The sequence below is a fragment of the Thermoanaerobaculum aquaticum genome, from assembly GCF_000687145.1.
GTDB classification, from domain to species: Bacteria; Acidobacteriota; Thermoanaerobaculia; order Thermoanaerobaculales; family Thermoanaerobaculaceae; genus Thermoanaerobaculum; species Thermoanaerobaculum aquaticum.
Genome location: NZ_JMFG01000035.1, coordinates 1 through 21,224, shown reverse-complemented (window position 1 = coordinate 21,224; position 21,224 = coordinate 1). Strand labels below are relative to the sequence as shown.

The window sequence follows — 21,224 nt, the reverse complement described above, 5'->3', positions numbered from 1 at the left end:
CTATCTTACGGGCCGCATACTTGAGTGTTCCGCTTCACCCCTCCCTGCGCTAGGATGGAGACGCCCCACAGCGGGCGGGAGGTGTTCATGTGGCTGGGACTCTTGTTTGCGGCAACCCTGGGGGTGACCATGGCAAGCGCTGAAGCCACGCATCCTTTTTCGGTTCACGACATGCTCGCCATGGATCGCATTTCCGATCCGCGAGTTTCCCCGGATGGGCGGCTCGTGGCCTTCACCGTTTCCGTCACCGACCTGGAAAACAACAAGCGTCGCACGGATATTCATCTGGCCGCCACTGACGGCACCTTTCACCGGCGGCTCACCACCCATCCCGCGTCTGACAGCCAACCGCGGTGGAGCCCCGACGGCAAGTGGATTTACTTTGTCTCCTCGCGATCGGGCTCCCAGCAGGTTTGGAAGATCTCGGTGGAGGGCGGGGAGGCCGAGCAGGTGACCAACGCGCCTTTGGATGTGGACGCCCTGGAGGTTTCCCCCACCGGCGATTTTCTGGTGTTTTCCATGATGGTGTTTCCGGGCACCACGCCGGAAGAAACCCAAAAGCGCCTGGAGGAAAAGGAAAAGCGAAAAGCCACCGGCATGATCTTTGATCGCCTGTTCATCCGTCACTGGGATTCCTGGGAGGATGGTCGCCGCAACCACCTTTTCGTCTACCGGCTGGCGGATGGGTCGCTTTGGGATGTCATGAAGGACATGGACGCCGACTGCCCATCCCGCCCCTTTGGGGGCAGCGAAGAATTCGCGATTTCCCCCGACGGCAAGGTGCTGGTGTTTTCAGCCAAGGACGTGGGTCGGGAAGAAGCCTGGTCCACCAACTTTGACCTCTTCTGGGTTGACCTGGCCAACCCTGGCAAGCCCAAGAAAATCACCACCAATCCGGCGTGGGATACCCAGCCCCGCTTTGCCCCTCACGGCAAGGCCCTGGCTTACCTGGCCATGAGCCGGGCGGGCTACGAAGCCGATCGCTTCGACATTGTGCTGCGGGATCTGGTCACGCAGCGGGAAAAGCGCATCGTGGTGCGGGTGGACGACACACCCCGGGGCGATCGCTCCCCGGCTGAGCTTCGCTGGTCCAGGGACGGCCGCACCCTGTACTGCACCGCCGATCACCTGGGGCAAAAGGCTGTTTTTGCCGTGGACATCCTCACCGGGCAAAGCCGCATCGTGGTGGGGGAGGGCACCTGTTCCGATGTTCAAGATCTGGGCAATGGCCGTCTGCTTTACGGCATGAACTCGCTTTTGGGTCCCACCGAGCTTTACACCGTAAAAGCCGACGGCAGCGATATTCAGAGGGTTACACGCCTCAACGACGCCAAAGTTGCCAAGGCCCGTTTCGGCAAACCGGAGCAGTTCAAGTTCACCGGGGCCAACGGCGATGAGGTTTACGGCTACATCGTGTACCCCGTGGACTTTGACCCCAACAAGAAATACCCGGTTGCCTTCCTGATTCACGGCGGGCCCCAGGGCTCCTTTGGCAACGACTTCCACTACCGCTGGAACCCCCAGGCCTACGCCGGTGCCGGTTACGCCGCGGTGATGATTGACTTTCACGGTTCCACCGGTTACGGCCAGGCGTTTACCGACTCCATCAACGACGATTGGGGCGGCAAGCCTTTTGAAGACCTCATGATTGGCCTGGATTTTGCGCTTAAAAAGTACCCTTTTCTGGATGGAAACCGCGTGGGTGCTCTCGGTGCGTCCTATGGCGGTTACATGATCAACTGGATTGCCGGCAAGGCTCCCGATCGCTTCAAGTGCCTGGTGTGCCACGACGGCAACCTGGACGAGCGCATGGCCTACTTTGACACCGAGGAGCTGTGGTTTCCCGAGTGGGACCACCGCGGCACACCCTGGGAAAACCCCGAGAGCTACCGCAAGCACAACCCCATTGAGCTGGCCGCCAACTGGAAAACGCCCATGCTGGTCATTCACGGCGGAAGAGACTACCGGGTCGTTGATACCCAGGGAATTTCCACCTTCACCCTGTTGCAGCGCAAGGGCATTCCCTCGAAATTCTTGTACTTCCCGGACGAAAACCACTGGGTCTTGAAGCCCCACAACTCCATCCTCTGGCACGAAACGGTCCTCGGCTGGCTTGACCAGTGGTTGAAGCGGTAGCGCAGCAAATTTCCGCTTACCGCAAGAAATGTGAGGCCCCGCGGAAAATGCGGGGCCTCCACAATTAATGGGGTACCGCCGGGAATAATGTGGGGCCGCCGCTCCCGNNGGGGCTAAGCGAGCGGAGGGTTGGGTGGGTGCGAGCGGCCCCCCGCGTCAGATGTGGGGCCGCCGCTCCCGCGGCGGCTATCCCCGCTTATTGCAAAAGCGGTGCCGGAGTGCAGCTCCCGCGTTTTCGGTTTTTCACTTCTGCGACGTTGCCGCTATGGCAAATCGCCGCCGGGATGCAGCGAAAACTCCGTACGCGTTTTCGTGAGGACCGCGGCTTTTTGCCCTTCGATGGTGATCGGGTGGTAACGCCATTGGCGGAGAGCTTCCGCGGCAGCTACGTAGAAAGGAGCCACGGCGCAGTCGCCGGAAAAAACAGGCGTACCAGGGGCGCCGTTTTCATCAATGACGATGTGAATCTCAACGGAAGCTCCGAGGTTTGCTTTCCGAAACGCCACGGGGTATTCGGGGTCCACGTGCTTGGCCTTTCGAAACGTTAACGCAGGCACACTGCTCACACCCTCCGGCCGAAGAACCACGAGCTCGGAGCCGGAGGAAACCGCATTGCGAATTTTTGCCTGCTCGTCTCGAGCCTGGAAAAAGCGGGAAGCTAAGTTGGGGTAATCGGTGAATTGAAAGTCAGCCACGGCTGGATCCAAATTCACCGCCACCTGATAATCCCACACCGCCTCATCCCATCGGTCCAGCTCGCCTTCAAAAATGGCCTTAAGCAGCAGCACCCGGGCATAAACGAGACACTGCGGGCCCTGTCCGGCTTCCTGTGCCATGAGGCGCCGGATGAACGACTGTGCCCGGGAAAGACCGTCCTCCGCCTTTCCCGGCTCCCGACTCAACGCGGCCAGCTCCTCGAGTTCGTTTCGGTACCGCGAAAACCATGCGTTGGGATCTTCGGCAGAAGCTGGCCCCTGCGACCACAAAATGAAAACGAGAATCGCCAAAAAGGCCGAAAGGAAACGTGCCATACGCAGCTCCCGCCAGTCATTTTAACAGCGAAAGCTAAACCTCAACTTTTTACTAAAGCCGCGCCCTCACGGCTTCAGTCAAAAAAGATCCCACTGAGCAGGTGATGGCGTCTTGCCTTTATCCGTGCACGTGGCCGTGGGCAAGCTCTTCAGGAGTTGCGGCCCGCACCGAAACCACCTGAATGGAGAAATCCAGGTCCATGCCCGCCAGGGGGTGGTTGGCATCCAAAAGCACGCTATCGTCCTGGACGCCAACGATGGTGAGCACCAGAGGCCCATGCTCGCCCTGGGTCATCACCTGGGTTCCCGGCTCCAGCGAGACCTCGGGGTCAAACTGCGCCCGCGGGACAGGGAAAACCAGCTCGGGATGCTTGGGCCCATAGGCCTGATCCGCAGGTACGTGGATTTCCAAGCTGCTGCCGACTTCTGCCCCCTCCAGCTGCTGTTCTAAGCCCGGGATGATCTGCCCATGCCCGTGCAGGTACTGCAAAGGCTCCCGGTCCAAGCTGGAATCCAGGACCTGCCCGTCCGGGCCCTTGACCGTGTAATGCAAGGTTACCGCCATATCTTGTGCAATCTTCATACTTCACCCTTCCTAACCCACCTGGGCTTTTTTCCCGAGCAGGTCTCGCTGAGTGTAGCACACACCCTGGTAGGCCCGTATACTTCCGGCATGGAGGACTGGGAGCGGCTGTTGGCCTTACCTGTGGTGACCCTACGCACCCAGCTCGTCCCTAGAGACTTCCGGGCCTTAGAAGAACGGTGGTGGGCAAGCACCATCAGGGGTGGCCTGGGGAGAGCGCTTCGTTTTCTTCTCTGTCGTTGCCGCGAACGCTCCCACCTTCCCGGCTGCGTTTTTGCCCGGCTTTTTGCCCCTGCAGCTGAGGAGGGAGGGGACTCCGGGATGCTCCCACCCTGGCGGCTGACGGTGAATGTGGCCGATTCGCATTTACAGGCAAATTTCCGGCTGTTCGGGGAAGCTACTGAGTTTACGGAGGCGTTCCTTTTGGCGCTTGAGAGCGCGGCGTTTCGCGGCCTGGGGCGGCAAAGGTTCCGGGTTACGGTCTTGGGAAAAGATGAGACCGCGTTTGAAAGGCTAGCCCCGGATCGGTGGGACTCGAACCTCACGCTGGAGCTCAAAAGCCCCGTGCGTTTGCAGGAGCGCGGCACGATCATTACCCAAGCCCCCAGCTTTTCCCAGGTGTTTGCCTCCGCTCAGCGCAAAGTTCGCTTGGCGGCACGTTCGTGGTGCGGGGTGGAGCTTTCATTTCCCCAACAGCAAATGTACATGGCCCGCCACGTAACGGTGGCTTCGGCCTCGGTCCGTTGGGTGGAAATGGGACGCTACTCTCAAAGACAGCAACGCTTTATGCGCCTGGGCGGTCTGCAAGGCGCCCTGAAATTTGCCGGGGAATGGAGTTTTGCCTGGCCCTGGCTGCGGTTTTTGCCGGCTTTGGGTTTGGGAAAGCTCACCACCATGGGGTTTGGGGAAGTCGCCTGGGAACCAACTCCTGAAGCTTAAGCCCTACCGTCATAAGACATTTCGTTCCCGCAGCTTGAAAAGTTCTAGGATGAGTTGGCCCATGGGCGAAAGGGTGTATTCGTTGTTGCCATCCGGCCCGGCTAAAGCCACGGACAGCCGCGCAAAGGCAGGGTTGGCATCGGTGAGCGGTTGACCCAGGGCGCTGGCTAAATCGTGGCTGGTTATCTTGTCCTTTTCCAGCAGAGCTCTCACGGAAGAGAAAAACTCCAAATCCAAAGTGAAAGGAAGAGGCGGAAGCTCAATAATTTCTGAAAACCGCTCAAATCGGTAGACCACCGGAACCCCAAAAGCCTGACCAACCACCACCGCCAGGGCGACCTGCGCTTTGTAACCGCCTGTGGCATCGAAAACCAAGCGGCCAGCGCCAAAATCCTGAACGGTCCGGGCAAACTCCTTCACCAGGTTACGAAGCCCGAACGTGCGAAAAACCCCGGGTACGTCGTCCCTAAGTTCCAACACTCGGCGAGGCTGGACATGGAGGCCAAAGCGAATATGGAAGAAGTGGGCAAGAAACTCTGCGGCTAAGGCACCGTCATGGGTGTCGGAATGAAGGAGAATCGCTTGCTTAAGGCCGCCGTAGGGGGGCTCCTGCAGCAGCGCGGAGAGGCTTGCCACCTCTGCCCCCAGCACCCTTGGAAGAAATCTGAGGTTATTTAGCGTCTTTGCCGCATTCTCGGGTCGTTCTTTGGCCAAGTCGTGGGCGGCTTCTTTCAGCAGGCTTTCAGCCTCCCGCAAGCCTGGTTGCTCGCCTGCCGGCTGGAAGGATGCCCACGTCTCAAATTTCTGAGCTGACGCAAGCTGTTGAAAGTTCGTAAGTACGGAAGTTCCAATCGTGGCCACCAATGTATCCCGCATGTCACCCCCTTGACGTTTGTCCATCCACCTACTATTATAGTCTGTGTCCCACCAAGTGGTTCGTTTCCAAGCCCGCTTTTGGCCGCCCCCGCTTGCGGCAACAACGAGAAAGGAGGTTAGGACTGGCATGAACGGCTCTATTGGAACTTATAACCGTTAGGAGGCCATGATGGGAGGAAATAGCAACATTTGGCGCATAAAGCTCGTTGCCTGGACTCATGACCCTGCCGAAAAGGCTCTTATCCTCATGCGTGGCCCCGATCCACACGAGGAAGCAGTTAAAGATTTGCGGCAGGTGTTGCACTTGGACGACGTTCCCCAAAAGGAGCTGGAACTTGCCATACGGGCAGATCATTGGGCCTCGGCGCTAGACCGCCCCCAGCACCCTCAGGAACTCGGGCATTGGCCGCCCGAAGTGCATTTTTGGAAAGAACCGGAACTGGTCCATCCGCTTGCCGGCGATCGCTACCGTTTGTCTGAACTTTGGGAGGATTCCCGTGAGTGGATCGAGCTGACCACTTTCGTGCACCTTTTGAAACTGCTGAATGAGGTTCATCCTAACCACAAAGAGCCTCTGAGTGATGAGAAAGCGTTTCTTGCCCTCTGGCGTCTGGCGCCAGAAAAAGGACCAACTCAATTGAAATTGGGTCACCTGTGGCGGTTGTTGCCCGCGGACAGCCGGGTCCCCGACCATTCCATCTGGGAACACCTCGCCCTCACCTCGGCCATCGCCACCTCTTTCGCCACCGGCAACGTACCGGCGCTGCTTCACGTAAGTCTCGGGCCCGTGCAAAGCTTCATCGAGCAGGCCCGCACGCTTTCGGACTTGTGGGCCGGCTCCCATCTCCTCTCGTATTTGGCCTGGTATGCCGTAAAGCCCATTGCCGAGGCGTTTGGGCCCGACGTCGTGATCTACCCCTCGCTTTGGGGGGTACCGCTGGTGGACGTATGGCTGCAAAACGAAAAAGGGATCCCCCTGGAATTGCCGTGGTGGGAAATGCAGTCCGACGCCAACCCGCTGTTCCGGGCGGCGCTTCCCAACGTCTTTGTGGCGTTGGTACCGGAGAAGGAAGGCAACGCCGTCTTGCACAGAGTTCAGGCTAGTGTGGCCAAAGCGTTAGACGAAATAGTTCAGGCCATGGTCCAAAGGCTGCTGGAGGATGCCGGAGAACCATTAAGCGAAGAAAAAACCAACTACCTTGCTGTACAGGTAAAGGAGCACCTTGAAGGCTTTCCCGAGCTGAAATACGCGCTGGTTCCTTTCTCACCAATCACGAACGGGGGGGAGTCCATTAATCCCGAAGGGTATCAGAGGCTAAAAGAGCTTATCGGAAAGTTTCGAGAAATCCAGGAAGGTAAGCCATCGAGCTTCTTAGACCATCCGTTCTGGAAAGTGCTCGAGGACAAGCTCGAGAAAAAGGATTCGCGCTGTCCCGGGGAGTGGGCGATTTCCGACGTGAATACAGGTTTTTCGGTTCGGTACCAGCCAAACCCCGGAAGCCTTTATCCCGCCCTGCGGGAGCTCGCCGACGACTACCTGGCCATGGCCAAGTCGGTTCGAGATTTTAACCCGCAGGTGCACGAAGGCTTCCGGTGTGATCTTTGCGGTGAACGCCAATGGCTATCCCTCCCAGAGGAAGAACACACTCGCGGGGTCCCGCCTGGTAAAAGACGCAGTGCCAACAAGACCATTTGGTTGAGGCTGGAAGATAAGCCCATCTGGGGCAGAAAAGGCGAACACCTTTGCGGACGCTGTGCCCTTAAGCGTTTCTGGCCCGCGTATTTTTCGGAGCAGGTGGCCCGATGGCAGGGTGGGGAAGAGGCTGGCAGGCGGATGCACCGCTTCGTGGTTTCCACTCATACCATGGCTTTGGCCAGGGATTTGCAAGCTCTCGAGGAACGATGGAGCAAGCTCGATTCCGAGCAAAAACGGGCATGGGAAGCCATTGTTCAAGCGACAGAGGGAGTCTCGCCGGTGGCCCTTCCCAGAAGCCTCGCCGTTGAGCTCCAGGGAAAAGGGGAAGTGGAAAGGTTGGTGCGCCGGCTTCCTGCTCTGCTGGAAGAACGGGAGGAGGAGAAACCCAGCGAACGGCAGAGGGAAATCCTGAGGCAAATGACGTCGCTATTGGGCCGCTCGCCCGAACGCTACTACGCCTTGATCCTCATGGACGGTGACCGTATGGGTCAATGGGTTTCCGGGGACCCACAGGTCATGATCCCGCTGAAAAAGTGCTGGCATAGCAAGCTGGCAAATTACGTGCAGGGGCTTCAGGGTGGTCTCGACCTCCTGAACTGTCCTCGGCCGGGCTCAGCGTCGCATCACCAGGCGCTTTCGGGAGCTCTTAACACCTTTGCATTACAGGTGGCTCCTTGGGTGGTGGAGGAACTGTTTTTGGGCCGGCTCATTTACTGCGGTGGCGATGATCTTCTAGCGATGGTCAGTGTGGATGATCTGTTGCCCTGCATGTTCATGCTTCGGTGCGCCTTTTCCGGCATTTTCCCGACAGGAGACAGGAACGCGGTGTGGAGCCTTTACGAGCAGCTTAAGGCCATTCAGGACGAAATGGGGGCGGAAGGCGACGTTATCGCTCGCGGGTATGTGCGGAAAGGGAAAAGCTCGATTCTGAGGGTAATGGGTGGTCGGGCTACGGCTTCCATGGGCGCTGTGGTGGCGCACCACATGTCGCCGCTTTCTTCCGTGCTCCGGCAACTGCGGGCTGCAGAGAAAGCGGCAAAATCAAACGGCAGAAATTCATTTTCCATCCGCATCCTCAAACGGGCCGGTGGTGCACTGTCCTATACCGCTCGTTGGGGCTTCGGGGGCATCAACGGCAGCGGCCCCGACGTACCTTACGACCCAGAAAACTTCAAAAGCTACTCGGCAAGGGAGCGCTCACCCATGAGCGCACTCTTTGAGCTGCGGGATGCCCTGGCCATCCCCGGCGTTTCCCGCCGAGCCGTGTATAACGCCCTAGTTTGGTTAAACGGGATGCCGCCTAACCCAGAAGCGGGAAAGCTCGAGCCTGAGGAGTACCAACGCATGCTGGAGGACCTTTTGGCGTACCAGTTCAAGCGACAAGGTATGAGGTCCGAAACGTTCAGGAAAGCCGGAATTCATTGGGAGGCCAATGAGGACCCGGCCACAAGGATCGCCCACACACTTGTGAACGTTGCCTTGGGGCAGTGCCGACCCCATACCGACCGTGATGGGTGGCGATCGGTCACGGAGCACCTTTCACACATGCTTCAAGTAGCAGAGTTCCTTGCTCGGGAGGGGCGCGCCCTGGGAAACTCTGGAAAAGGGGGAGGACAATGACCACGTTCCTTTTCCTTAAGCCGTTGGATGTTCTCTACTTTCGCGGCAACGAGGCCTTCGGCGATACCGGCCAACACGGCGAGGCCCTCATGCCACCGTGGCCATCGGTGTTCTCTGGGGCTTTGCGCTCAGCTATCCTTGCATCCGATCCTCAAATTCACCTTGGGTTTTTCACCGAAAAAACCCGTGAAGACGACGTGCCGTCACCAACAATGAGGCAGGTTATCGGAACGCCGCGAAAACCGGGTTCTTTCAGGGTTAATTTCGTTGCCCTTGGAACGGAAAGGGAGGTTTTTGTTCCTGCTCCCGCGGATCTGCTGGTTTGGGAAGAAGAGGGAAGCGGTGGCAGGAAGGTCGTAAAGACCGTGCGGCGTCTTGTGCCGGTTGCACGTTCAGAGCTTACACTTGGCAGGGAACACTCCGAGGGCTTGCCGTTTTCTTTTCCCCGAGAGCTTAGCCATGTTTTCATTGGCAGGCTTCCCAGGGGCAAGCCGGGCTCGGGCTGGTGGCTCAAACAAAAAGCGCTTGAAACCTACCTTCGTGGCGAAACACCGGAACCAGCAGATCTCATTCACTCCGCTGAGCTTTGGTCCGCAGACTTTCGCCTGGGTATTGCTCGTTCCCGGGAAAGCTATACCGCCGAGGAGGGAAGGATCTATACCGCAGTGGCCATCGCGCTGAAGCCAGATCTGGGGTTTGTGGTGGGTGTGGAGGGCGTGGAAGCGTCGCTTTTGCCCTTGGGCAGCGTGGTGCGTCTCGGCGGTGATGGTCGCGGCGCGGAAGTTCGCCGTTGGCAGGGCGAGTTGCCTGAGATCAACCCACCTGCTGAGGGTTGGCTGGCGCTATGCGTTACCCCATGTATCTCACCTCTGGGGTGGCTGCCGCCCCTTCCCACCAGTTGGGCAGGGCCGCAAGGCAATGGGGGCCCGCGGCTTCTGGCTTGCCGGGTAGCCCGACCCCAGGTTGTATCCGGGTGGGATTTAGCTGCCCACCAGCCGAAGCCCGCTCAACCGGCAATTCCCCAGGGTTCAGTCTTTTGCTTTCGGGGCCCGGTTCCTGCACGTCAGCCGTTCATGGCCGGGTTAGAGGCGTGGCTTGCCTGGGAAAAAGACCCGAAACCTGCTGAGTACGTTTGGCGGCAACGTCTTGCGGAAGGATTTAACCTTACCCTCATCGGGGTGTGGCCAAAACACAATTAAAGGAGGTGAATCATGTTTGAAAAGCGCGCTTTGATGTTCCTTTACGCCATAAGCCCGGTCCACATGGGCGCCGGGCAAGCCATCGGGGTCGTGGATAACCCCATTCAACGAGAAAGACATACGAACCACCCCATCTTTGCAGGCTCGGGGCTTAAGGGGGCGCTGCGAGACGTTTTTCAAGCCAAAGAAGGTGACGAACTGACGGGAAGAATTTTTGGCCCTGAGGCCAGCGCCTCCGACCACGCGGGAGCCGTCTCTTTTTCTGATGCCGGGGTTGTGCTCTTTCCAGTGCGTTCTTTGCGCGAGTCGTATGCATACGTAACCTCTCCAACTGCTTTAGCCCGGCTAAGACGTGCTGCCCAACTGTGTGAGCTCGACCTTGATTGGCAGGTGCCAGAGGTCTCCAACGATTCTCAGTGTTTGGTCACCTCGTCACAATCCAAGTTGCTATTCGGGAGCGGCGGGCAGGGCGCCGGCCAAAGCCTGGTTCTTGAAACATTTGAGTTTCAAGTGGAAGCCGACGACGAAGTGGCAAAAGTTGCCGCCTGGCTTGCCAACCGCGCCATCTTGAGTGAAGACGGCTTTCACTACTTCAGGGAAAAGTTGAAGAAGGACTTGGTCGTCCTTTCCGATACCCGATTTAAATATTACGTAGAAAACGGAACAATTGTCGAGCCGCACGTACGAATCAACGACGAGTCGGGCACTGCCGATGATGGCGGGCTTTTCTACACGGAGAACGTTCCTCCCGAGGCCTTATTTGTTTCCCTCGTGTTGGCTTCGCGGGAACGAGTGAAAAAAGGAGCAGAGGAGGATCAATTATTGACGAGCTCAGAGGTTCTCAAAGCCCTTGTGGAGACGCTTCACGGCGAGGTGGTGCAAATTGGGGGGGATGCCACCACTGGCCGGGGCTTGGTGGCACTAAGTGTGGTGTCAAAGTCGTGAGGAGGTGAACCATGACCCAGAGCTTAGAGCAAGAACGGGCTGCATTTGCTTGGAAGGTGGTTAAGGGCCAGTCCACTGACTACGTTAATTTAGCTAAAGCAGCACCGGCATTCGTCATGGGTAACGGGCTAATGCAAACCCTGGCTTTTCTTAAATCCAAGGGCGAAGAAGGCCATCACGCTATTCTTTTGCAGCATGTGCTCGCTTGGCTTTCTGCGCGAAACCTGGTGACAAAAAACTCTTTCTCAGAAGCCATGGATGAGCTGGCGAATATGAGCTCGGAGCAGTACCTATCAGCCACCGAAGAGGCCTTGGCTATTTTGAAGTGGATTCGCCAACTGGCAGCCGCACAGGCAAAAGATCGGAGTGAGTAGGAGGTAGTTATGCCAAACCAACCTTGTTCACCCGGTAATCGAGCCCCCAGGGGTGCTGGAAGCCAGAGACCTCCAGGACAAAGCAGAGGCGGTGGTGCCACGCCTCAGCTGCCCACACGTGGCCTTCGCCCCGGACTTCGGGTGGGTGCTCCAAATTACATTGCAAGGTTCCAGGATGCGCTTAAGGAGTGCCCTCCAGGTCACACCTTTCGCCTTTACTTCGCAGGGTGGGACGACAGCACCTGGAGCTTAACAAAGACGCAACGGAAGGACGTCTTGGACGGCGTAGCTGGCCTTTCGTCCCAGGTGAGAAGCCAAATCAAAAGCATCATTGCACGGCAGGAGCGTGCTTTGAAGAAAAGGGATATCTTGCATGTGTGCTGTGTGACTGCGTCGCCTTTTACCACCGGATTGGGTTACGAGCACCCCTTAGAAAACGGCTTTGCTTTCCTCGACCCGTATGGCATTCCCTACCTCCCCGGTAGCGGGGTGAAAGGCTCTGTCAGGCGCGCCGCGGAGGAGCTGGCGCTTTTTGAGTCAGACAGCCACGGCTGGGCGATTCCTACCGTCTGGTGGCTTTTCGGGTTCGATGAGAATTCGGCGTACTTTGCAAAACGCAAAGAGAGAGAGGCGGGAACAATTGGGGAAGAAAGACAACGTTGGCAAGAGGCCTATAGAACCCGTCTCACTTCTCTAAGTGACCAGGATGCGCTGCTTTTTAAGGAATTCTGTGCTATGCTCACAGCCCTGAAACTTCCCCGGGAAAAGATTGAAAGGGCTCTTACTCAGAACTCAGAGCGCAGCGTAATTAGGCAACTCCACGTTAAAGGTGCCCTTCATTTTTTTGACGTAGTGCCTTATTGCGCGGACGGCCTAAAGGTTGACATCATGAACCCGCATTACGGGCATTACTATCAAAAGAACCAGGTCCCAGGAGATTGGGGTGACCCTGTTCCCATTTTTTTCCTCACACTGCCTGCTGGGACGACGTTCAACTTTTTTGTTGGGTTTCAGCCCCCGACTACCTGGCCCCAAGCAATCCGAAGCCACTTCCTGGAGAAGGTAGATGGGGAACCACGATGGAAGCGGCTCGTGGTTGAAGCGCTTACCTTTGCCTGGGAGTGGCAGGGCTTTGGCGCTAAAACCTCCATCGGCTATGGGCGTTTTTTGCTGGCCGATGGCAAAAAAGAAGCTCAACCTGGTCCTTTCGCGAACGGAGACCGTTACAACCAAGAACAACAGGGCGTTGTCAATTCGAAACTGGCACCGGTTGCGGCAAGACTAGCGAGAGGTGGTCCCTTCTCACGTCAGGACGTTGAGTCCGTGGCAAACGAAATCTCCAAAAACTATCGGGCAGAGGAGGCGGCTGCGCTAGCAAAGCAGCTTTGGGAATTGGTCAAAGACAGTGAGTTCTTTGCTAGGTTGCTCAAAGCGAACCCTATTTTTAAGGACCTCCTCAGAAAAGGGGGAATAAGCGTATGAGGCATGCCCAAATTGTTTTTGAGTTGGCAACTCCCGCCTTTGTGAGCACTGCGGATCAAAACGCAGCTGAGCTCGGGCCACAAACTATCAAGGGCCTTCTCCGTTGGTGGTGGCGGGCTCTCCCCGAAAATGCGAATTTAACTGTCGACAAACTAAAAGAGGAGGAGGCCTCCATTTTTGGCTTTGCCGCAAAGGAGATCAGAGTTCGTTCGAACGTGGCAGTTACTCTGAAGTGTGAACGCTCCACGTTCAGGGATCAGGGTCAGCGCCCGTATGCAAGCGGTTTGAAAGTTAAGTCCGGTAAGTTCGAAGTTGATGCCCTGGAATATCTCGCGTACGGGCCGGTAGCCACTGTGAGCAGGAAGGAAAAGGACAACGACGGACGGGCATACAACCCCAAATTCAACGATGAGCAAACTGGGAGGGCAAAGACAGGCTTGTTGCTCAAAAGGCCTGCCCTCGAACCCGGTTCACGGTTCGTTCTGGGGCTCTCCTGGCGTTCGGGATCTTTAGGCAAAAAACAAGAGCAAGGCCTTGTCCGCGCCGTTGCAGCGTGGTTAGAATTAGGTGGCATTGGTTCCCGATCTCGTAAAGGATGGGGCAGTGTGTGTTTCAGAGATGGAGAGATGCCGGACGAGCTCACGAAGGTGTTCGACGAGGCTCGACGAGAATTGCGGGCGATGGATACACAGCCGACGGCAGCTGTTAGTCCTACACCGTGGCCCTCTCTCGCGAGTTTCCGTTTGATCGGAAAGGTGACAGGATCGGACTGGAAGGAAACGCTTGGCCGGTTGGGGGAAAAATACAAAGCTTTGAAGCCGTCGTCTCGAAGTGACGCTGCAGCCCCCCGACGAGCCTCTTCCATAATCTTGAAAGTGCGGCCTCAGGAAAGCGAAAGCCAGATAATAGAAGGGGTTCTTGGAGTCTTCATCTGTAATTCCAGTGAAACATCGAAAGGGCAAAAGGAGTGGAATTGCTTCTTCCAGTCCTTGCGCTGGGTGTGAAGTCCACGAAACCAACGGATTTGGAAAATAGCGTCGGTGTTACCGTAAAGGGCGTGTGGTCTCGGGAGAAATTTGGAGTGGGGGTTATGACGGCTCCTCTGGGGTTAAGGAGATAGCGAAATGCGCATCCTTCTTTGTTCGGTGGGGACATCGTGGGCGGTGGTGCCGGAGGCCATGCAGCTTTTAGGCTCCCAGGGGTTTGATGAGGTGCATGTGCTGACCACCGCGAGCTCCAAAATATCGCCGGGTGTGGAGCAGCTGCTTCGCTATTTCGAAATGCATCCGGGCCCCCGCTTTTCCATTTCGCGGGTTCAGGACTTTGAAGACCTGCGAAGCGAGCAGGACCACATGCTCTTTGAGGAAGTCCTGTGGCGGTGGCTCTTGCAGCGGGCTCCCCAGGCAGCCCACCGTTACATATGCCTTGCCGGTGGCTACAAGACCATTTCCGCCGCCATGCAGCGAGCTGCAGCGCTTTTCGGGGCTTGTGAGGTTTTCCACGTGCTTTGTGAGCCGCGCTTTGGCCCCCAGGGCAACCGTGAGGCTTCCACCCTCGAGGAGGTGGAACAGGCCATCGCCACCAACGCTTTGCGCTTTGTCCGGCTGGGGCCTGAACCCGGTTGGCCGCAATTGCGCCTGCTCTCCGCGCCCTCGTTTCCGTTGGAAAGCACGCTCCAAGGGCCCGTGCATTGGGTGCGGGCAAGCGACATGCGTTTGCGGCAGCACGTGGAGGGCGTACTGGAGCGATCGCGCCACATCCTCGCCGCCTGGGAGGGGATTTCCGAGTTGCCCATCCCCGCTTTGGCCGCCTGGCCACCCTCCCACCTCCGCTGGCTCCACGAGCCCCTGGACCCGGTGCAGGATAAGGCCTGGGTGCAAGCCCTTCCGAAGGTGGAGCTTCACTGCCACCTGGGTGGCTTTGCCACCCATGGAGAACTTCTCCACAAGGTAAGGCAGGAGGCCGCCAACCCTGAGAGCTTGCCCCCTGTCCGCGCCATTCCCCTGCCACCGGGCTGGCCAATTCCGGAAGAACCCATTGGCCTTGAGCGCTACATGCGCCTGGGGGACAACAACGGATCGGCGCTCCTCAAAGACCCGGGCTGTTTGCGAGCTCAGTGCCGCCTGCTTTATGAGGCATTGCTGGCGGACCATGTGGCCTACGCGGAAATTCGCTGCTCTCCTGCCAATTACGCCAGCGCCTCCCGCTCGCCGTGGGTGGTCCTCCAGGAAATCCGCAACCACTTCCAGCAAGCCATGGAAGAGACGCCGGAAGACCGCCGTTGCCACGTCAACCTCCTGCTTACCGCCACCCGGGAAGAAGGGGGAGACCGGTCCCGCATTGCTAGACACCTGGCTCTGGCCATTACCGCTGCCGAGCACTGGAAGAACGGCTGTCGCGTGGTGGGCGTGGACCTGGCCGGCTTTGAGGATCGCACCACCCGGGCGGCGATGTTTGCCACGGACTTCGAGCCGGTGCATCGGGTGGGTTTGGCGGTGACCGTTCACGCCGGGGAAAACGACGATGTGGAGGGCATTTGGCAAGCGGTTTTCAAGCTCAGCGCCCGCCGTCTTGGGCATGCTCTGCACCTTTCCCGTTCCCCGGACCTCTTGCGCGTGGTGGCGGAGCGGGGCATTGCGGTGGAGCTTTGCCCCTACGCCAACCTGCAAATTAAAGGCTTTCCTCTGGATGAAGAACAGGAGGGGAGCGAGACCTACCCCTTGCGGGGATACTTGGCCGCGGGGGTCGCGGTCACGCTTAACACCGACAACCTGGGCATCTCCCAGGCCAGCTTGACGGACAACCTGCTTCTCACCGCGCGGCTGTGTCCGGGCATCACCCGCCTGGAGGTGCTTAAAACTCAGGTTTTCGCAGCGCAGGCGGCCTTTGCCAACCAGGCCGAGCGCAAGGCCCTTTGGGCGCGGCTGGCGCAGGTGCCCGTGCCCACGGACACGGAGCAAAAAAATGGAAACGATGCCAAGGCAAGCCATCAACCTCGGTGAACGGGGCCCGCACCTTTTGCTGGTCAACCTTGGGCTGGGGCAGGACAAAAGAGGCCCCCTGGGTTACGCCGAAACCACCTACCTCATGCCCGATGGCTCCAGGTACCCCACGTCCCTTGCTGGCTTTGCCCTCTGGAAGTGGCTGGACGCCACAGGGCGCTCACCGGTGGCGGTGGTGTTCGCCTGCACCGAAAGCGCCTGGAACCAAAAGCAGGAAGCCCTCAGAAAGCACGCCGCTGAGCTGGGGCTTGAGCCTTCTAAGATCTCGCCGCCGGTGATCTTGGGTCTTCCACAAACGCTGGAGGACGTGTGGGCCATGATTGAACCCATGGAAAGCCGCTTGAGGGCGTATCACGATGCTGCAGGCCCGGTCCTCCACTTGGACCTCACCCACGCTTTCCGGGCCATCCCCCTGGCCCATTTGCTCATTGCTTTGTACTTTCAGGAACGGGGCTTGGCCACCGTGGGTGTGTGCGGCTACGGGGTCTTCCAGGAGGGCCAGGCCGAAACCCCCTACATTGACCTTTCCCACCTCCTGCACCTGGCGCGCTGGGCGCAGGCCGTCCGTTCCTTCCGGGAAAGGTTCGACACCACCGGTCTTGCTGGTTTGCTAGAGCAGTACGAAAGGGAAGCACGCCACGCGGCTGTACAGAGCGGGATGATCCCGCCTCCCGAGGTGCGACGGCTCATCAGCGCGGCGCGCTTGGCAGGCCCTTATTTTGCCGCCGGATTGCCCCTGGAGCTGGGCGTTCACGTGGGCCAAACGCTGGGTCAAACCACAAGGGAAAGCCTGGAAAAAGCAGCAACGAAGCTGGTGGCCGCGCAGCAGAGCCTGGTCTTGGAGCTGTTTGATGCTTTGCATCCGCTAACCCCCGGGCAGGTCGCTAAAAAATCGGCGAAGGCCTCCTTGGTTTTGGACAAGCAGGAACTCGCCCGCCAGATGCGGTTGCTGAAGCTTTGGTTACAGGCTGGTTTGCCCGAAAGGGCGTTGCTGGTACTCCGGGAGGTGGTCATTAACCGCCTTTTGCTTGCCGCGAATCCCGAAAGCTGGCTTGAGCACGGGATTCGGGAACAGGCGGAAACCGTACTGAACGACGTCTTCCGCCCCGAAGAACCTCCTCTTCCCTCAAGCCCTGAACTTAAAGTCCTGCGCTCATTGTGGCGCGAAATCACCAACCGCCGAAACCCTTTGGCCCATGCCGGCATGTGTAAAAGCGAGGTGGATGTGGGGCAGCTTTCAGAGGCCGTAGAGGAGCTTGTGGAAAAGCTGGAGGCTCTGCTGGAGCTGGACGAGCCTTGGCAAGAGCTGGCACGCCAGCTGAGCACCAGCGGGGAGGGCAAAGCGTGAAGGAAAAGGGCTTCTCCCGGGACGGCTGCGGACGGGCTTCCGGCATAAAACGGTGGCACGCCCATGTTCGAAGAGCTCACTGAAATTCGAAACCTGGCTGCCCAGGGGGACCTGGAACAGGCCAGGGCGCTCTTTCGCAGCCGTGCCGAGTCTCGCGTTCAGGTGCGGGGTGGTCACCGGGAATGGGCGCTGGCGGCGGAAGAGTTGGGCCTTTTCGGCCTTGCCGAGCGGGAATTCAACTTGGCGCTCCGGGATGACCCCGGCGATGTGGTGGCGCTTCAACATTTGGTGGAGTTTGCTGAAGAAAAAGGGGCGGTGGAGAGGGCCGTCAACCTCCTGGTCAGGCTCTTCGAGCTTGCACCCTCAGCCGAAACCGCACTGCGCCTTTACACCCTCTACCAGGAAATGGGCGCCGAACCAAAAGCGTTGGAGCTTGCCGAAAAGTGCCGAGCCTTGGGCATCCCTTTGCCCCGGACCAAAAAGTTTGAAGAACCGGCAGTCTCCGAAGAACCCGTCATCCCCCAGGACGCCGACCTGTTTCGTTTCTTGGCGCTCTTTGGAGGGCGTGAAGACGTTTACGCCCGCCAGTGGTTTTCCCCCAGCAAAGGTGAGGGAGGCTACTCCCCGGTACGCCAGCCCCTCACCCCCCGGGAGCTGCGCGCCCATTTGCTCGGCGAGGTTACCCTCGGCGTGTACCCCATCCGCCTCGATGGCACCTGCCTTTTTGCCGCGCTGGACGTGGACGTTCAAAAATCCGCGTTGGAAGAAGCACGCCGCAGCCAGGCGCTGGCTACCCTTCTTAAAAGCGAGTTGCAGGAGCTCACCGCTAAGATTGAACAGCGTCTTAAGGAAGCCGGGCTTACCCCCATCGTCGAGGACTCCGGTTACAAAGGCCGGCACTTCTGGTTTCCGCTTGCTGCCCCGGAGCATGCATCAACCTTAGTGGCCCTGGGGAGAGCGGTGATTGCTTTAGTCCAACCACTTTTAGGCGAGCATTTTGCCTGTGAGTGGTTTCCCAAGGCTTCCCGTCCCGGGACCAAAGGTTTGGGCAACTTGATCAAATTGCCCTTGGGAATTCACCGTCGTACCGGTCGGCGATCCTGTTTCCTCGACTCCCAGGGCGCCCCCATAAAGAAGCCGTTCGAATACCTGCGCTCGGTTCCCTTGCTCACCCGGGAGACCATCCTGGCGGTTTTGGATCGGCACCGGCTGGCCACCCAATCCGAAGATGCCGCCGAACTTCCAGTGCCCGAGGAGGTTAAAGAGAAAGACAGTCCGCCCGCTCCTGCACCTGCACCCCCATGGACCGCTCACGACTTTGAAACCTCGCCGGTCTTTCGCCAGCTCCTGGGCGGTTGCGCGGTTTTGCGTACGCTGACCCAAAAAGCCATTGAAGAACGGCGCCTGAGCTATGACGAAGCCATCATCATTGCTCACACCTTTGGCCACCTTCCCTCCGGGGTCAACGCGGCCAATTACCTCTTTTCGTTGGTCGGTACTGTGCCCCAGCACCTCCGCTTAAAATCCCCGCTCAGGGGTAACCCCGTCTCTTGCGTTAAGATTCGCGCACGCATTCCGGCGGTGACCTCCCGGCTTCCGTGTAACTGCGTGTTTACCCAAACCCAGGACCTCTATCCCACCCCTTTGCTTCACGTGCAGCCGGAGGCCCAGTCCCCACCAGGTCCACCGCCTTCGGGCGAACTTGAGGCCTTGGTGCGCCGTCTCTTAGGCCTCGAGGCGCGCATGGCTGCCTTGGCTCGGGACAGTGCAGAGCTGCGGCGGGCCATTGTCGAACGCTTGCGGTTGGAAACCCAGCCGTTCGTGGAGGTGGCGGGAGTCACGCTGCGTCTGGAAACCAAGGACGGTGTGGACCATTTGGTCATCGAAAAAGCGCCCACCCATGAGTAAGATCGTTGCCATTACCGAAACCGGCCACGAAATTCACCAGAAAGGCGAAGTCTTGGAACTGCGGCGGGCAGGCAAGCTTGCTCGCACACTCAAGCTTGCCGAGTTGGAGCAGCTTTGGCTTTTTGGTCAGGTGGAAATAACCCATGCCGCGCTCATGGCGCTTCTTGAACGCGGCGTGGACGTGGTCCTTCTTACCAAAGGCGGCTCCTTCCGGGGAAGGCTTTTAGGGCGTGCTTCCCGCCATGTGGAGTTGCGGGCCTGTCAGTACCGGAACTTATCCCGCCCCGAATTTTCCCTGGAAATTGCCAAAAACATCGTCGAGGCCAAAATTAAAAACCAGCGCCATTTGGCCCTTCGTGCGCAAGCCACCCTGGGGGATGAATCCCTGAGCGAAGCGCTGGGGGAGCTGCGTGTCCTGGCCAACCAGGTGCCGCAGGTGGCCACCCGAGAAGAGCTCCTGGGCCTTGAAGGATCGGCGGCAAGGGTTTACTTCGGCATTTTCGGCAAGCTCATCAAGAATCCGTTGTTTAGCTTTTCGCAGCGCACCAGGCGACCCCCCCGTGACCCCGTCAACGCTTGCCTTTCTTTCGGGTACGTGATGCTCACCACCTTGGTGGAGGGGGAAGTGGCGGCTGCCGGCCTCGATCCTATGTTGGGTGCATTTCATCAGCCGGAGTACGGCCGGCCCTCCTTGGCCCTGGACATTGTCGAGGAGTTCCGGGCGCTCATCGTGGATGCTGTGACCATCCGCCTCATCAACCGGCGGCAACTCGTTCCCGCGGATTTTGGTTCCCCTTCCGAAGCTTTGGGGCAAGACCAGCTCATTGCTGATGCAGATGATAGCGGCGCTGTCTACCTGCTTGAACGCGGTCGGAAGATCTTCATCCGTGAGTTCCTGGCGCGGTTGCGGGAGGAAGTTTTTGACCCGCGGGAGGGAATCCATACCGACTGGCGGGGCATCATTCGCGGTCAGGTTTATCGTTTTGCCCGCGCCATTAAGGGCGAAGGGCCGTACGTAGCCTTTGTACAACGGTGATGCTCTAGGCACGGAGTGGGGGAGCACATGCACGTTCTCGTGGCTTACGACGTGGTGGACGATCGGCGGCGGGTGCGGCTTGCCCAGAGGCTTACCGAACTCTTGCACCGCGTCCAAAAGTCGGTATTCCAGGGCGAGGTAGACGCTCGAACCCTCGAGCAAATTTACGAGCGCATTCATCAGGAGACAAACCTCAGCGAGGATAGCGTCTTGGTGCTTCGCCTCTGCGGGCACTGCTTGGCCAGCATAGACTACCTGGGGGTTGCGAAGCACTTTGCCGGAGGTTCCAATGAAGATGAGGTCATTTAACGCGCACCCCTGGCGCCACGCTTTACCGGTGTCGCCGCCGCTGTCCCCGTGCGTCCGCCGCTCCGCGGCGGCTACCGGCACATCTTTCTCTGTGGGGCCGGCGCTCCTGCGCCGGCTGCCGGCAAATTTCTCTCTGCGCGTCCGCCGCTCCTCCTGGTCGTGTTGTGACCGCTCCGGCTTGTGGGGCCGCCGCTGCTGCTTGTGGGGCCGCCGCTCCGCGGCGGCCTCCGCGCCATTTGCCTCCTTAGCATTCCAAGCCCCACTTCACGCCGACCGTGTCTAGGCGCACATGATGCCTGTGAATCGTCCAGGGAAGTTGCCGCCGTGCGCCGCACATCCGTCAATGTGCGAACGCTCCCTTGCCTTCCGCAAACAAAGGTTTTATCCTCACCAGAGGAGCGGCAGCGATCTTTGACACGCCAAAATGGCAGGCGGTTTGATGAAAATGAACGTGTTGATTCGCAATGGCTTACGCGAGAACGGCGGGGGTGACGGCCGATGGTGGCCTGGACCCCCTCCCGGGTTTGCAGAACGGGCCCAAACGGGCCAATGGTGGCCGGCGTTTTCGCGGCCGCTGTAGGAATCACCGCCTCGCTTAAAAGAGGATTACGACCAGCCCTGGGAGTCCTGGGCGCAGTGCGCCCAAACTAGTAGGAATCACCGCCTCGCTTAAAAGAGGATTACGACTAAATCTCCACCGGCCGGGTTCGAAGGGCTCGCCGGGTAGGAATCACCGCCTC

At 58.7% G+C, this 21,224-nt stretch carries 17 protein-coding genes; 13 read left to right on the top strand and 4 right to left on the bottom strand.

The features are described from left to right. Window positions 1–87: 87 nt before the first annotated feature. On the top strand, window positions 88–2,136 hold the full coding sequence (locus EG19_RS10695) for an alpha/beta hydrolase family protein (RefSeq protein WP_038050284.1): 2,049 nt from the start codon (window positions 88–90) through the stop codon (window positions 2,134–2,136). A 263-nt stretch (window positions 2,137–2,399) separates the two neighbouring features. Here the strand turns inward: EG19_RS10695 and EG19_RS10690 are convergent, their stop codons facing one another. Both EG19_RS10690 and EG19_RS10685 read right to left on the bottom strand, forming a co-directional pair. Beyond that, entirely contained in the window at window positions 2,400–3,167 is a 768-nt protein-coding gene (locus EG19_RS10690; protein ID WP_038050283.1) for an energy transducer TonB, read from the bottom strand. 118 nt (window positions 3,168–3,285) lie between these two features. After that, on the bottom strand, window positions 3,286–3,750 hold the full coding sequence (locus tag EG19_RS10685) for an FKBP-type peptidyl-prolyl cis-trans isomerase (RefSeq protein ID WP_038050282.1): 465 nt from the start codon (window positions 3,748–3,750) through the stop codon (window positions 3,286–3,288). 90 nt (window positions 3,751–3,840) lie between these two features. Between EG19_RS10685 and cas6 the strand changes: the two genes are divergently transcribed. Continuing rightward, window positions 3,841–4,689, top strand: a complete 849-nt coding sequence (gene cas6 / locus EG19_RS10680; RefSeq protein ID WP_038050281.1) for a CRISPR system precrRNA processing endoribonuclease RAMP protein Cas6 — start codon at window positions 3,841–3,843, stop codon at window positions 4,687–4,689. A 9-nt stretch (window positions 4,690–4,698) separates the two neighbouring features. On the opposite strand, the gene EG19_RS10675 is transcribed toward cas6, so the two are convergent. Then, on the bottom strand, window positions 4,699–5,694 hold the full coding sequence (locus tag EG19_RS10675) for a putative CRISPR-associated protein (protein ID WP_081800122.1): 996 nt from the start codon (window positions 5,692–5,694) through the stop codon (window positions 4,699–4,701). Between the two features lie 238 nt (window positions 5,695–5,932). Further along, window positions 5,933–6,121: a hypothetical protein gene (locus EG19_RS13770; RefSeq protein WP_161685581.1), complete on the bottom strand. Its 189-nt coding sequence runs from the start codon at window positions 6,119–6,121 to the stop codon at window positions 5,933–5,935. Between the two features lie 81 nt (window positions 6,122–6,202). On the opposite strand from EG19_RS13770, the gene cas10 reads away from it, so the two are divergent. The 11 genes from cas10 to cas2 all read left to right on the top strand — a co-directional run bounded on the left by cas10 (window position 6,203) and on the right by cas2 (window position 20,484). Next, a complete protein-coding gene (cas10, locus tag EG19_RS10665) occupies window positions 6,203–8,881 on the top strand; it encodes a type III-B CRISPR-associated protein Cas10/Cmr2 (protein WP_161685578.1) in 2,679 nt (892 codons plus the stop codon). After that, window positions 8,878–10,080 carry a type III-B CRISPR module-associated Cmr3 family protein gene (locus EG19_RS10660; protein WP_038050276.1) on the top strand — a complete coding sequence of 401 codons (1,203 nt, stop codon included), beginning with the start codon at window positions 8,878–8,880 and terminating at the stop codon, window positions 10,078–10,080. The genes cas10 and EG19_RS10660 overlap by 4 nt, the downstream gene beginning before the upstream one ends. 12 nt (window positions 10,081–10,092) lie before the next feature. Next, a complete protein-coding gene (gene cmr4, locus EG19_RS10655) occupies window positions 10,093–11,025 on the top strand; it encodes a type III-B CRISPR module RAMP protein Cmr4 (protein ID WP_038050274.1) in 933 nt (310 codons plus the stop codon). An 11-nt stretch (window positions 11,026–11,036) separates the two neighbouring features. Next, window positions 11,037–11,399, top strand: coding sequence for a type III-B CRISPR module-associated protein Cmr5 (cmr5, locus tag EG19_RS10650; protein WP_038050273.1), 363 nt, complete (start codon window positions 11,037–11,039; stop codon window positions 11,397–11,399). 351 nt (window positions 11,400–11,750) lie between these two features. Beyond that, window positions 11,751–12,881, top strand: a complete 1,131-nt coding sequence (gene cmr6 / locus EG19_RS10645; RefSeq protein WP_161685575.1) for a type III-B CRISPR module RAMP protein Cmr6 — start codon at window positions 11,751–11,753, stop codon at window positions 12,879–12,881. Then, a complete protein-coding gene (cmr1, locus tag EG19_RS10640; protein ID WP_038050267.1) occupies window positions 12,878–13,885 on the top strand; it encodes a type III-B CRISPR module RAMP protein Cmr1 in 1,008 nt (335 codons plus the stop codon). Before cmr6 ends, cmr1 begins: the two co-directional genes overlap by 4 nt. Window positions 13,886–14,005: 120 nt before the next feature. Continuing rightward, on the top strand, window positions 14,006–15,883 hold the full coding sequence (locus EG19_RS10635; RefSeq protein ID WP_038050266.1) for a CRISPR-associated ring nuclease: 1,878 nt from the start codon (window positions 14,006–14,008) through the stop codon (window positions 15,881–15,883). Beyond that, window positions 15,855–17,231, top strand: a complete 1,377-nt coding sequence (locus EG19_RS10630) for a TM1812 family CRISPR-associated protein (protein ID WP_038050264.1) — start codon at window positions 15,855–15,857, stop codon at window positions 17,229–17,231. Before EG19_RS10635 ends, EG19_RS10630 begins: the two co-directional genes overlap by 29 nt. Window positions 17,232–17,294: 63 nt before the next feature. Then, window positions 17,295–19,139: a CRISPR-associated primase-polymerase type A1 gene (locus EG19_RS10625; RefSeq protein WP_038050263.1), complete on the top strand. Its 1,845-nt coding sequence runs from the start codon at window positions 17,295–17,297 to the stop codon at window positions 19,137–19,139. Then, window positions 19,132–20,175, top strand: a complete 1,044-nt coding sequence (cas1, locus tag EG19_RS10620; RefSeq protein WP_053335228.1) for a CRISPR-associated endonuclease Cas1 — start codon at window positions 19,132–19,134, stop codon at window positions 20,173–20,175. The genes EG19_RS10625 and cas1 overlap by 8 nt, the downstream gene beginning before the upstream one ends. A 27-nt stretch (window positions 20,176–20,202) precedes the next feature. Further along, on the top strand, window positions 20,203–20,484 hold the full coding sequence (gene cas2, locus EG19_RS10615; protein WP_053335227.1) for a CRISPR-associated endonuclease Cas2: 282 nt from the start codon (window positions 20,203–20,205) through the stop codon (window positions 20,482–20,484). Window positions 20,485–21,224: the final 740 nt, after the last annotated feature.

What these genes read in the sequence shown, in the direction of transcription:
- EG19_RS10695 (WP_038050284.1), top strand. Translation starts at nt 88, where the DNA reads ATGTGGCTGGGACTCTTGTTTGCGGCAACCCTGGGGGTGACCATGGCA.
- EG19_RS10690 (WP_038050283.1), bottom strand. Translation starts at nt 3,167, where the DNA reads ATGGCACGTTTCCTTTCGGCCTTTTTGGCGATTCTCGTTTTCATTTTG.
- EG19_RS10685 (WP_038050282.1), bottom strand. Translation starts at nt 3,750, where the DNA reads ATGAAGATTGCACAAGATATGGCGGTAACCTTGCATTACACGGTCAAG.
- cas6 (WP_038050281.1), top strand. Translation starts at nt 3,841, where the DNA reads ATGGAGGACTGGGAGCGGCTGTTGGCCTTACCTGTGGTGACCCTACGC.
- EG19_RS10675 (WP_081800122.1), bottom strand. Translation starts at nt 5,694, where the DNA reads ATGCCAGTCCTAACCTCCTTTCTCGTTGTTGCCGCAAGCGGGGGCGGC.
- EG19_RS13770 (WP_161685581.1), bottom strand. Translation starts at nt 6,121, where the DNA reads ATGAACCTCATTCAGCAGTTTCAAAAGGTGCACGAAAGTGGTCAGCTC.
- EG19_RS10660 (WP_038050276.1), top strand. Translation starts at nt 8,878, where the DNA reads ATGACCACGTTCCTTTTCCTTAAGCCGTTGGATGTTCTCTACTTTCGC.
- cmr4 (WP_038050274.1), top strand. Translation starts at nt 10,093, where the DNA reads ATGTTTGAAAAGCGCGCTTTGATGTTCCTTTACGCCATAAGCCCGGTC.
- cmr5 (WP_038050273.1), top strand. Translation starts at nt 11,037, where the DNA reads ATGACCCAGAGCTTAGAGCAAGAACGGGCTGCATTTGCTTGGAAGGTG.
- cmr1 (WP_038050267.1), top strand. Translation starts at nt 12,878, where the DNA reads ATGAGGCATGCCCAAATTGTTTTTGAGTTGGCAACTCCCGCCTTTGTG.
- EG19_RS10635 (WP_038050266.1), top strand. Translation starts at nt 14,006, where the DNA reads ATGCGCATCCTTCTTTGTTCGGTGGGGACATCGTGGGCGGTGGTGCCG.
- EG19_RS10630 (WP_038050264.1), top strand. Translation starts at nt 15,855, where the DNA reads ATGCCAAGGCAAGCCATCAACCTCGGTGAACGGGGCCCGCACCTTTTG.
- EG19_RS10625 (WP_038050263.1), top strand. Translation starts at nt 17,295, where the DNA reads ATGTTCGAAGAGCTCACTGAAATTCGAAACCTGGCTGCCCAGGGGGAC.
- cas1 (WP_053335228.1), top strand. Translation starts at nt 19,132, where the DNA reads ATGAGTAAGATCGTTGCCATTACCGAAACCGGCCACGAAATTCACCAG.
- cas2 (WP_053335227.1), top strand. Translation starts at nt 20,203, where the DNA reads ATGCACGTTCTCGTGGCTTACGACGTGGTGGACGATCGGCGGCGGGTG.